Origin of the sequence: Micromonospora sp. NPDC005220 (genome assembly GCF_040607895.1) — a bacterium.
Lineage (GTDB): Bacteria > Actinomycetota > Actinomycetes > Mycobacteriales > Micromonosporaceae > Micromonospora.
Genome location: NZ_JBEXHP010000062.1, coordinates 22,833 through 34,812 on the forward strand (window position 1 = coordinate 22,833; position 11,980 = coordinate 34,812).

9 protein-coding genes are annotated in these 11,980 nt (G+C 70.7%); 7 read left to right on the forward strand and 2 right to left on the reverse strand.

From position 1 onward, the window contains the following. Positions 1–233: 233 nt before the first annotated feature. From secD to ABZU52_RS21500, 4 genes are all read left to right on the forward strand, one after another. The gene (secD, locus tag ABZU52_RS21485; protein ID WP_354972767.1) at positions 234–2,147 is read left to right on the forward strand and encodes a protein translocase subunit SecD; all 1,914 of its coding nucleotides are present in this window, start codon (positions 234–236) and stop codon (positions 2,145–2,147) included. A 1-nt stretch (position 2,148) separates the two neighbouring features. Beyond that, positions 2,149–3,345, forward strand: a complete 1,197-nt coding sequence (gene secF, locus ABZU52_RS21490) for a protein translocase subunit SecF (protein WP_354972768.1) — start codon at positions 2,149–2,151, stop codon at positions 3,343–3,345. 78 nt (positions 3,346–3,423) lie between these two features. After that, positions 3,424–3,990, forward strand: coding sequence for an adenine phosphoribosyltransferase (locus ABZU52_RS21495; protein WP_354972769.1), 567 nt, complete (start codon positions 3,424–3,426; stop codon positions 3,988–3,990). 196 nt (positions 3,991–4,186) lie between these two features. Further along, a complete protein-coding gene (locus ABZU52_RS21500; protein WP_354972770.1) occupies positions 4,187–6,709 on the forward strand; it encodes a bifunctional (p)ppGpp synthetase/guanosine-3',5'-bis(diphosphate) 3'-pyrophosphohydrolase in 2,523 nt (840 codons plus the stop codon). A 71-nt stretch (positions 6,710–6,780) separates the two neighbouring features. On the opposite strand, the gene ABZU52_RS21505 is transcribed toward ABZU52_RS21500, so the two are convergent. Together ABZU52_RS21505 and ABZU52_RS21510 are read right to left on the reverse strand one after the other, a co-directional pair. After that, positions 6,781–7,620, reverse strand: coding sequence for a peptidylprolyl isomerase (locus ABZU52_RS21505; RefSeq protein ID WP_354972771.1), 840 nt, complete (start codon positions 7,618–7,620; stop codon positions 6,781–6,783). A gap of 59 nt (positions 7,621–7,679) precedes the next feature. After that, the gene (locus ABZU52_RS21510; RefSeq protein ID WP_354972772.1) at positions 7,680–8,564 is read right to left on the reverse strand and encodes a peptidylprolyl isomerase; all 885 of its coding nucleotides are present in this window, start codon (positions 8,562–8,564) and stop codon (positions 7,680–7,682) included. Positions 8,565–8,834: 270 nt separating this feature from the next. Between ABZU52_RS21510 and ABZU52_RS21515 the strand changes: the two genes are divergently transcribed. The 3 genes from ABZU52_RS21515 (at position 8,835) to ABZU52_RS21525 (ending at position 11,953) form a co-directional block, all read left to right on the forward strand. After that, positions 8,835–9,545 (forward strand): MBL fold metallo-hydrolase, encoded by a 711-nt coding sequence (locus ABZU52_RS21515; protein WP_354972773.1) that lies wholly within the window; start codon positions 8,835–8,837, stop codon positions 9,543–9,545. A gap of 72 nt (positions 9,546–9,617) precedes the next feature. Then, a complete protein-coding gene (gene hisS / locus ABZU52_RS21520; protein WP_354972774.1) occupies positions 9,618–10,940 on the forward strand; it encodes a histidine--tRNA ligase in 1,323 nt (440 codons plus the stop codon). 71 nt (positions 10,941–11,011) lie between these two features. Then, positions 11,012–11,953, forward strand: a complete 942-nt coding sequence (locus tag ABZU52_RS21525; protein ID WP_354972775.1) for an acyl-ACP desaturase — start codon at positions 11,012–11,014, stop codon at positions 11,951–11,953. Positions 11,954–11,980 lie beyond the last annotated feature (27 nt).

Here is an 11,980-nt window from a genome sequence, read left to right on the forward strand (position 1 = left end):
CGGCTTCCGGGTGGTCGCGCCCGACGGGGCAGCGGACGAGACGTGAAAACTGGATAGTTGGGTCGACGCCGGGCGTCGGCATGTTCCCGTGACCGTCGGCGTTCCGCGCCGGGGGTGCCCGGTCCTCGTGTCGGCACCTCGTTGGCTCAAGGCAGACCCGTCGGGCGGAACCCCCGGCCCGACACCGCCGCCGCTGCGACAGCGGCGCGACCGTACAGGGAGACAGGACAGCCGTGGCACCACCTCAGGGACAGATGCGCCCCGGGCGGCAGCTCGCCGTGCTCGGGTTCATCTTCGTGGTCCTCTATCTTTTGGTGTTCTTCGCCGGCGCCAGCGGCAGCTTGAAGGACCGGCTCGAGCCCAAGCTCGGCCTGGACCTCATCGGCGGCACGCGGGTGACACTGGAGGCGACCAACAGCGTCGACGGCAAGCCCCCGACGGCGCAGAACCTCGAGGAGGCCCGCCAGATCATCGAGAGCCGGGTCAACGCGTTCGGCGTGGCCGAGGCCGAGGTGGTCACCGAGGGCAACCGCAACATCGTCATCTCCCTGCCCGGTGAGAACCGGGATCTCACGGATGTCGGCAGCGCGGCTGAGCTGCGCTTCCGCAAGGTGCTCAAGGCCGCCTCCGGCAGCGGTGTGGCCGAGGCGCCCCCCGCCGCCACGCCGGCCCCGACGGGCAGCGCCGCCCCGACCGGCAGCGCGACCCCGTCCGGCGGCGCGACCCCGACCTCGACCGGCAGCGCCTCGCCGAAGGTGACCTCGTCGCCGAGCGGCGGTCAGGGCGGGATGGCCCCGGCGTCGCCCAGCGCCACGCCGACCCCGTCCGCCACGGCTTCGCCGAGCGCCGCCGCGCCCAGCGCCAGCGCCGAGCCGGTCCCGGCCAGCATCGAGGAGCAGCGCAAGGCCGTCGAGCAGAAGGTCGGCGCCCCCGCGTGGCAGGCCGCCAACGGGCTGCAGGCCCCGGCCGACCTGACCGCCGACCCGTCGCTGGCCGACAAGCTCAAGCCGTTCGGCACGCTGTCTCCGCAGGAGGTCGCGGTGCTGCCGGCGCAGATGCAGTTCAACGTGCCGACGATCGGCTGCGCCCAGCTCGACCAGCGCCCGCCGGCGTCGATCTCCGACCCGAAGCAGCAGGTGGTCTCCTGCGAGGACGGCGTTTCGAAGTACCTGCTCGACCAGGCGAAGGTCGAGGGCACCGACGTGTCCGACGCCGACGCGGTGCTCGACCAGACCAACGCCTGGGTGGTCAGCCTGGACTTCAAGAGCGACGGTCAGGAGAAGTGGACCAACCTCACCCGTGAGGCGTTCAACAACGAGGGTCAGGCCTGCGACGCGACCGCGCTGGGCCAGGACGGCAAGTGCCGGGTGGCCGTCGTGCTGGACAACAAGATCGTGTCCTCGCCGGAGATCCAGGGCGTGCTGACCGGCAACTCCCAGATCACCGGCACCTTCACCCAGAAGGACGCCAGCACCCTCGCCGGTCAGCTGCGCTACGGCGCGCTGCCGGTGACCTTCGAGCAGCAGGAAGCGCAGAACGTCACCGCCACGCTGGGCGCCAGCCACCTGCGCGCCGGTCTGCTCGCGGCCGGGATCGGCATGCTGCTGGTCATCATCTACGCGTTCTTCTACTACCGGCTGCTCGGCTCGGTGATTTTCCTGAGCCTGATCCTCTCCGCGCTGCTGGTCTTCGGCGCGCTGGTGGTGCTCGGCCGGCAGATCGGCTTCACGCTCACCCTCGCCGGCATCGCCGGCATGATCGTCTCGCTCGGTGTGGCGGCGGACTCGTTCGTCATCTACTTCGAACGACTGAAAGACGAGATCCGGGAGGGACGCAGCCCGCGTAGCGCGGTGCCGCGCGCCTGGATCCGGGCCCGTCGGACGATCATCTCGGCCAACGCGATCACCCTGCTCTCCGCTGTGGTGCTCTACGTGGTCTCGGTCGGCACGGTCAAGGGCTTCGCGTTCGCCCTCGGCCTGGCCACCGTGCTGGACCTGGTGGTGGTCTTCCTCTTCCGGCACCCGATCATGACGATGTTCGCCCGGACCCGGGCGTTCCTGTCCCCGCGGGTCAGCGGTCTGGGCCGGGCACTTCCGGCCCGCAACCAGCCGACTCAGCCCCGCAACCCGCGCGCCAAGGAGGCCTGAGATGGCTGAAAACGGTCTGGCGAGCCGCCTTTACAACGGCGAGGCCGGTCTCAACATCGTCGGCCGCCGCAAGCTCTGGTTCGGCGTCGCCGGGGTCCTGGTCCTGATCGCGATCCTCAGCTTCTCGATCCGCGGGTTCAGCCTGGGCATCGAGTTCGCCGGCGGCAACTCGTTCCAGGTGCCGGCCAGTGTCGGCACCCTGGACGACGCCGAGCGGGAGGTCAACTCGGCCCTGGCCGCCAAGAACACCGGCGTCGAGGTGGTCACCGCGCAGAAGGTCGGCGGCCCGGGCGGCGACTCCTACGAGCTGCGCACGCCGCAGCTCAGCGCCGAGCAGGCCACCGCGGTCAAGGCCCAGATCGCCGACGACCTCGGCATCAATGCCGACCAGATCAGCAACAACCAGGTCAGTGAGGCCTGGGGCAGCCAGGTCACCGAGCGGGCCGTGCTCGGTCTGGTCATCTTCATCGCGCTGGTGATGGTCTACCTGATCCTGCGCTTCGAGTGGCGGATGGCCGTCGCCGCGGTCGCCTCGCTGATCACGAACCTGATCCTCACCGCCGGCATCTACTCGCTCGTCGGCTTCGAGGTCACCCCGTCGACGATCATCGGCTTCCTCACCATCCTGGGCTTCGCGCTCTACGACGTGGTGGTGGTCTTCGACAAGGTCCAAGAGAACACCCGAGGCATCACCGCCAACAACAACCAGACGTACGGCGAGGCGGCCAACCTGGCCATCAACCAGAGCCTGATGCGGTCGTTGAACACCTCCGTGGTCGCCCTGCTGCCGGTCGGCGGTCTGCTCTTCATCGGTGCCGGCCTGCTCGGCGCGGGCACCCTGAAGGACCTCGGTCTGGTGCTGTTCGTCGGTATGGCGGTGGCGTTCCTGACCTCCATCCTGGTGGCCACCCCGCTGCTGGCGCTGCTGAAGAACTACGACCCGCGGATCCAGGCGCACAACAAGCGCGTCCTGACCCGGCGGGGCGGGGCGGGCCGCGGCGAGGTCGCCGGCAAGGGTGCCGCGAGCCCGGCAGCCCAGGCCGACGCGACCGACGAGCCGGTCGACCAGGACGCCGCCGCGCTGGCCGGTGCCGCCCCCAAGGTGGGCGCTCGGCCGGCGGGCAAGCGGCCCACCGGTGCCCGGGGCGGTCGCCCCGGTGGCGGCGGCAACCGGCCGGGTGGCGCCAAGCGGCGCTGACCCGACAGGAAACACCCGAACGGCGTCCGGCATGCTGTTGCCGGACGCCGTTCGTCGTTGAAGGAGAGCGAAACAGCCGTGACGGAGACCCACAGCACCGCAGCGCGCGGGGACAGTGGCCCGGAAGCCGCCCGACTGGTCGCCAGTCGGGTGCTGGACGTGCCCGACTTTCCCAAGCCCGGCGTCCTGTTCAAGGACCTGATGCCACTCTTCGCCGACGGCAAGGTCTTCCGTGAGGTGATCGACGGGATCGTGTCGTACCACGGGCGGGACGCCTTCGACGTGGTGGTCGGTATCGAGGCGCGTGGGTTCGTCGTCGCGGCGGCCATCGCGTACGCGACCGGGGTGGGCGTGGTGCCGGTACGCAAGGCCGGCAAGCTGCCCCGCCCGGCGCACTCGGTCTCCTACGCGCTGGAGTACGGCGAGGCCACCCTCGAAGTGCACGAGGACGCCTTCACCGCCGGGCACCGGGTGCTGGTGGTCGACGACGTGCTGGCCACCGGTGGCACCGCCGAGGCGACGCTGGACCTGGTCGAACGGGCCGGCGGGACCGTCACCGGCTTCACCGTGCTGCTGGAGCTCGGCTTCCTGGGTGGGCGTGAGCGACTGGCGCCGCGTCCCGTCCACGCCCTGCTGTCCGTTTGAACCGGTCGACGGTCTGCTGACCGTTTGATCCCGGACCCGTCGGATGGACCCGGCGCCGACCGTCCGGCGGAGCGGCAGGGGACCGTCCGTGCGGGTAGCATTGCCCTTTGCTGACGCCGGCGGTACCCGTCCGGCGGGCGAGACCAGGTCGGCCGATCTTCGGCCGGCGTGTTTCCGGCGAGCGGTGAGGAGGCCGGTGTCCCACGATGTCGTCCCTCCGGCGGAGGGCACGGTGCACCCGACAGGCGACGCTGACGGCACGGTGACCGACCGGACAGGCGACGCGCCGGCCCGGGTGACGGGCACCGGCAACGGCTCCGGCAGGGCTTCCAGCGAGAGCACGGTGTGTCCGACCAGCGGCCCACCGAGCACCGAGGCGTCCCCCGGCGCCGATGGCGTCGTGGTGCCGTTCCCGACCGACGCCGGCGTCGACCCGTCGCCCAGCGGTGGCTTCGGGTTGTCCAACGCGCCCACCGGCCGGCGGGTCCGGGCCCGGCTGGCCCGGTTCAACGCGCCCTGGCAGACCTCCCAGGTCAGCGAGGTGCTGGAGCCGCTCATCGCGAGCCACCGGGACAACCACCCCAAGGCGGACGCCCGGCTGCTCCAGCGCGCCTTCGACACGGCCGCGCGGTGGCACTCCGGTCAGTACCGCAAGTCCGGTGACCCCTACATCACCCACCCCCTCGCCGTGGCGACGATCCTCGGCAACCTGGGGATGGACACCACCACGCTGGTCGCCGCGCTGCTGCACGACACCATCGAGGACACCGAGTACACCCTCGACCAGATGCGGGCCGACTTCGGTGGCGAGGTCGCCCTGCTGGTCGACGGCGTCACCAAGCTCGACAAGGTCAAGCTGGGCGACGCGGCCAAGGCCGAGACGATCCGCAAGATGGTCGTGGCGATGGCCAAGGACCCTCGGGTGCTGGTGATCAAGCTGGCCGACCGGCTGCACAACATGCGTACCCTGACCTTCCTGCCCCGTCCCAAGCAGGAGCAGAAGGCCAAGGAGACGCTGGAGATCCTGGCGCCGCTGGCGCACCGGCTCGGTATGAACACGATCAAGTGGGAGCTGGAGGATCTCTCCTTCGGCACGCTGTTCCCGAAGCGCTACGAGGAGATCAACCGGCTGATCGGGGAGCACCAGCCGCAGCGCGAGGCGTTGCTGCGGCAGGTGACGCAGAAGGTGCAGACCGACCTGAAGGCCGCCAAGATCAAAGCGGAGACCACCGGGCGGCCGAAGCACCTCTACTCGATCTACCAGAAGATGATCGTGCGGGGTCGCGACTTCAACGACATCTACGACCTGGTCGGCGTGCGGATCCTGGTCGACACGGTTCGGGACTGCTACGCGGCGCTGGGTGTGATCCACGCCAACTGGCAGCCGGTGCCGGGTCGGTTCAAGGACTACATCGCGATGCCCAAGTTCAACATGTACCAGTCGTTGCACACGACTGTCATCGGGCCCACCGGTAAGCCGGTGGAGATGCAGATCCGCACGTACGCGATGCACCGCACCGCGGAGTTCGGCATCGCCGCGCACTGGAAGTACAAGGAGCACAAGGGCACCCAGATCGTCGGCCCGCCGGCGCACATCGACGAGATGACCTGGCTGCGGCAGTTGCTCGACTGGCAGCGCGAGGCGGCCGACCCGAGCGAGTTCCTGGACGCGCTGCGCTTCGACCTGTCCAGCCAGGAGGTGTACGTCTTCACCCCGAAGGGTGACGTCATCCCGCTGCCGACCGGGTCGACGCCTGTCGACTTCGCGTACGCGGTGCACACCGAGGTCGGGCACAAGTGCATCGGGGCGCGGGTCAACGGCAAGTTGGTGCCGTTGGAGTCGACCTTGTCCAACGGCGACGTGATCGAGATCTTCACGTCGAAGTCCGAGACGGCCGGCCCCACGCAGGACTGGTTGGGCTTCGTCAAGAGCCCGCGCGCCCGGACGAAGATCCGGCAGTACTTCAACAAGGAGCGGCGCGAGGAGGCGATCGAGGCCGGCAAGGACGCGATCGTCAAGGCGATGCGCAAGCAGGGCATGCCGTTGCAGCGGATGCTCACCTCCGACGCGCTGATGTCGATCGCCCGGGACCTGCACCTCGCCGACGTGGCGTCGCTCTATGCGGCGGTCGGCGACAGCCAGGTCTCCGCGCAGTCGGTGGTGCAGAAGCTGATGGCCGCGTACGGCGGCGAGGAGGGCGCGGCGGAGGACATCGCCGAGACCGCCGTCGCCACCCGGCCGCCGCGCAGCCGCCAGAGCAGCAGCGACCCCGGTGTGGTGGTCCGGGGCGTCAGCGACGTCTGGATCAAGCTGGCCCGCTGCTGCACCCCGGTCCCACCGGACTCGGTGTTCGGCTTCGTCACCCGCTCCGGCGGGGTGAGCGTGCACCGCGACGACTGCGCCAACGCCGAGGACCTGCGCGCGCAGAGCGAGCGGGTCGTCGAGGTGAGCTGGAAGCTCACCTCCGCCTCGACGTTCCTGGTCGCCATCCAGGTCGAGGCACTGGACCGGCACAAGCTGCTGGCCGACGTCACCCGGGTGCTCTCCGACGAGCGGGTCAACATCCTCTCCGCCACCGTCACCACCACCCGCGACCGGGTGGCGGTGAGCCGGTTCAGCTTCGAGATGGCCGACCCGAAGCACCTGGGCCACCTGCTGGCCACGGTCCGCAAGGTGGACGGCGTCTTCGACGCCTACCGGGTCACCTCCGGGGCCTGACACCCGTACCCCGAGAACGCGACAGCGCCCGCCGGCTGAGCCGGCGGGCGCTTCGTCTTGCTCGGGTGGCGTCAGCCCTGCGGATTGCTCATCGTGAGGTCCTTGATGATGACCTCCTTCTTCGGGTGACCGCCGCCGGCCTGCTGGGCGAAAGCCCCGTCGTCGCCGGCCTTGGCCACGTCCTTGACCAGGTCGAGGCCGCCGGTGATGGTGCCCAGCACGGTGTACGCCGGGTCCAGCGGGGAGTCGCCGTAGACGATGAAGAACTGGCTGCCGGTGCTGCCCGGCTGGCCGGAGTTGGCCATCGCGATGACTCCCTCCGGGTACGGCGGGCGCTTGTCGGTGGGCAGGTTCTCCTCGGGCAGCCGGTAGCTCGGGCCGCCCTGGCCGTCGGTGTCCCGCCAGCCGTTGCCGGTGGCGCTGGGGTCACCGCACTGCAACACCTTGATGCCCTCGGTCACCAGCCGGTGGCACTTGGTGTTGTCGAAGAAGTTCTTCTCGGCGAGGTAGGTGAAGCTGCCCGCCGTGCACGGCACCAGCGACCGGTCGACCTTGGCGGTGATCGGGCCGAGGTTGGTGTCGATCGTCATGGTCTGCACACCGGTGCCGGACTGCTCGTTGCTCGGCACCCCCACGTCCTTGATCTGCGGGGGCCGCTGCTCGGTGGGCATCGCGTTGTACACGCACTCGGACGCGCCGGGCGCCGCGGTGGTGGTGGCGGGCTTGTCGTCGTCGCCGCCGAGGCTCACCGCCAGCCAGACGGTGCCGGCGACCACGAGCACCAGCGCGGCGCCCGCGCTGACGATCGCCGTGGTCTGGCGGCGCTTGCGGGCCTTGGCCGCGCGCTCGGCCATCTCCTTCTCGAGCCGGGCGCGTGCCGCCGCGCGCTGCCGCTCTCTGGTGGACGTCACGCCTGGAACCTCCTGGCTGTCTGCTGCTGAGTGCCGCTTGGGTGGGTGGTGGCGCCCGGTCAGCCGGCGCTCGGGCTGCTGGCCGGGGTGCCAGAGGCCGACGGCGCCGGTGCCGCGCCGGTGACCGGCTCACCGACCGTGAGGCTCTGGATCGTCACATCGGTGCTGGGCTTGACCTTCGCCCCGGTCCCATTGTCCACGGTCGGGAGGGCGCCGATCTTCTCGACCACGTCCAGCCCGCCGGTCACCCGGCCGATGACCGGGTACTTCGGGTCGGCGGTGGTGAAGTCCTTGAAGAAGATCAGGAACTGGCTGCCGTTGCTGCCCGGCGGGTTGGAGATCATCGCCACCGTGCCCTTCGGGTACGTCGGCGGCTGGCCGGGGGCCGGACTGGCCGACGGCGACGCCGACGGCACGGTCGGCAGCTCCTCGTCGTAGAACGAGTAGGTCGGGCCGCCGAGACCGGTGCCGCTGGGGTCGCCGCAGCGCAGCGCGCCCTCGGCGGTGATCTCGTGGCACTTGGTGTTGTCGTAGAACGACCGGCTCGCCAGGTGGGCGATGCTCGCCGCCGCGCACGGGGAGTTGGTCAGGTTCAGCTCCGCGGTGATCGGCGCGCCCTGGTTGGTGGTCACCGTCATCGCCCGGGTGCCGTCGGTGGGCAGATCCTTGGTGGCCGGCGTGCCGACGTCCTTGAGGTTGGTGTTGGCCGTCGCGTCCTGCGGCGTCCAGAGGCAGGTGTCCGCGGCGGCCGTGTCCTGCTTCGGGTCGGAGTCGAACGCCCCGAGCGCCCAGGCCGAGCCGGCCACGACCAGCACGAGGATCAGAGCGGCGCCAACTCCGGCCTGGATCTGCCGTCGGCGCCGCGTAGCGGCGGCCCGGCGAGCCAACTGCCGGTCGAGCTTGGCCCGCGCCAGTTTGCGCTGCCGGTCCCTGCTGGAAGCCACCCGTGCTCCCCTTTCCTCTACCTGGTCGTCGCCGGCGGCCGGTCGCCCCGGCCCGTCCGGGCGTCACGTGTGCCGCGCCACACGCCCGCCAGAGTGTACGGCTAGTGACTGGGAATGTGGTGTACGAGGTCCACCCCTTCCCGAGCAGCGCTTATCGGAGGTCGTCACTGTGCCGTACGGGGCGCACGGGACGGACGCGGCAAACTCGCTCGGCCCGCCCGATAGGCTGCTGTGCAGGACGACAGCTGCTCGACGGAAAGGACAGCGCCCGTGCTCGTGGCCGGCTTTCCCGCGGACGCCTTCGGCACCAACTGCTACGTGGTTGCCACCGCGCCGGGGGAGCAGTGCGTGGTGGTCGACCCCGGCATCGGGGTGCTCGACCAGCTCGACGCGCTGCTCGCCGAGCACCGCCTGCATCCGGCCGCCGTGCTGCTCACCCACGGCCACCTCGACCACACCTTCTCGGTCGCGCCGGTCTGCGGTGCGCGCGGCATCACCGCGTACGTGCACCCCGGTGACCGGGAGATGCTGGCCGACCCGGCCAAGGGCCTCTCGACCGACCTGAGGTCGCTCTTCGGCGGCCGGCTGAGCTACACCGAGCCGGAGGACGTGGCGGAGCTGACCGACGGCGCCACCCTCACGCTCGCCGGCCTGGAGATCGCCGTCGACCACGCCCCGGGCCATACCGGCGGGTCGGTGCTGTTCCGGCTGCCGGCCGCCGGGTCGAGCTGGGAGGCTGACGAGCTGTGCCTCTCCGGCGACGTCCTCTTCGCCGGGTCGATCGGCCGCACCGACCTGCCAGGCGGGAGCATGCCGGCCATGCTCACCAGCCTGCGCGACAAGATCCTTCCGCTGGCCGACGACACCGTCGTGTTGCCCGGCCACGGCCCCAGCACCACCATCGGCCGCGAGCGCGCCAGCAACCCGTACCTCATCGAGGTGGCTGGTACGTCGCCGGCCGCTCCCACCCGGGGCCTCTAGATCTTTGTCCGCGCCGCGCGCGGACCCACGACAGCACCGCGCCACCGGCGCGGAACCGCAAGGAGTACGCCCATGAGCAAGCCCACGCCCATCTCCGGTTTCCCGGAGTGGACCCCCGGCCAGCGGATGATCGAGCAGTTCGTGCTCGGCAGGATCCAAGACACCTTCGAGCTGTACGGGTTCGCACCGCTGGAGACCCGCGCCGTGGAGCCGCTGGACCAGCTGCTGCGCAAGGGCGAGACCTCGAAGGAGGTCTACGTCATCCGGCGGCTGCACGCCGACGCCGAGGGCGCGGATGACCAGCTCGGCCTGCACTTCGACCTGACCGTGCCGTTCGCCCGCTACGTGCTGGAGAACGCCGGCAAGCTGAACTTCCCGTTCCGCCGCTACCAGATCCAGAAGGTGTGGCGGGGTGAGCGGCCCCAGGAGGGCCGCTACCGGGAGTTCGTCCAGGCCGACATCGACATCGTCGACCGGGACACCCTGGCCCCGCACCACGAGGCGGAGATGCCGCTGGTGATCGGGGACGCGCTGCGCGCCCTGCCCATCCCGCCGGTGACCATCCAGGTCAACAACCGCAAGATCTGGGAGGGCTTCTTCCGCGGTATCGGGGTGACCGACCCGGAGGCGGCGCTGCGCACCGTCGACAAGCTCGACAAGATCGGCCCGGCGAAGGTGGCCGAACTGCTGGCCGAGACCGCCGGGGCGAGCGAGGCGCAGGCCAAGGCGTGCCTGGCGCTGGCCGAGATCTCCGCCCCGGACGCCTCGTTCGCCGACGCCATCCGGGCGCTCGGGGTGACCGACCCGCTGCTCGACGAGGGCATCGAGGAGCTGGTCCGGGTGGTGGAGACCGCGGCCGAGCACTCGCCCGGCCTCTGCGTGGCGGACCTGCGCATCGCCCGTGGCCTGGACTACTACACGGGCACCGTCTACGAGACCCAGCTGCGCGGCTACGAGCGCTTCGGCTCGATCTGCTCCGGCGGCCGGTACGACAACCTGGCCAGCGCCGGCGCTGTCTCGTACCCGGGGGTGGGGATCTCGATCGGCGTGACCCGGCTGCTCGGGCTGCTCTTCGGCGCGGGGGAGCTGTCGATCTCCCGGGAGGTGCCGACCGCCGTGCTCGTCGCGGTGATCAGCGAGGAGCAGCGTACGGCCAGCAACCGGGTGGCCGAGGCGCTGCGGCGGCGCGGGGTGCCGACCGAGGTGTCACCGAGCGCGGCGAAGTTCGGCAAGCAGATCCGCTACGCCGAGCGGCGCGGGATCCCGTACGTCTGGTTCCCCGGTGTCGACGGAGCGCCGGACGAGGTGAAGGACATCCGCTCCGGTGAGCAGGTCACGGCCGGTGCCGAGCAGTGGATGCCACCCGCGGAGGACCTCAAGCCGACGGTCGGTTGAGTGTCCCCACTGGCGCTATCGGCCGCGGGGACCTACGGTAGCGTAAGTTACGCCACCGTAGGGAGTTTCTCGTGACCGTCAGCACCACACTGAGTCAGACCGCGCTGCTCGTCGAGTTGGAGCCGGTGGTCGCGCGCAACCTGGACCGCCACCTCTCGCTCGCCAAGGAGTGGTTCCCGCACGAGTACGTGCCGTGGAGCGAGGGGCGCACCTTCGACGGGCCGCTCGGCGGCGAGGCGTGGTCACCGACCGACTCCACCATCCCGGACGTGGCCCGCACCGCGCTGATCGTGAACCTGCTGACCGAGGACAACCTGCCCTCGTACCACCACGAGATCGCCACCCTGTTCGGCCGGGACGGCGCGTGGGGCACCTGGGTGCACCGGTGGACCGCCGAGGAGGGGCGACACGGCGTCGCGATCCGCGACTACCTGACCGTCACCCGGGCGGTCGACCCGGTGGCGTTGGAGCGGGCCCGGATGACGCACATGTCGGAGGGCTACACCAACGCCCACGGCGACGAGGTGCTGCACTCACTGGCGTACGTGTCGTTCCAGGAGCTGGCCACCCGGATCTCGCACCGCAACACCGGCAAGGCCACCGGCGACCCCGCCTGCGAGGCCCTGCTGGCCCGGGTGGCCGCCGACGAGAACCTGCACATGGTCTTCTACCGCAACCTGCTCTCGGCCGCGTTCGAGCTGGCCCCCAGCCAGGCCATGCGGGCCGTCGCCGACGTGGTGGCCGACTTCCAGATGCCGGGTAGCGGCATCGAGGGCTTCGCCCGCAAGTCGGTGGCGATCGCCCTGGCCGGCATCTACGACCTGCGCCAGCACCGCGACGAGGTGCTTCAGCCGGTGCTGCGTCAGTGGGACGTCTTCAACGTGACCGGCCTCAACGCCGACGGCGAAGCCGCCCGCGAGCAGCTCGCCGCCCAGCTGGAAGGCCTGGACCGCGCCGCGAGTCGCTTCGAAGAAAAGCGCGACGCCCGAGCCGCCCGCCTAGCCCTCCGCTAAACCCCACCCACCCCCCACCCCCCAGCC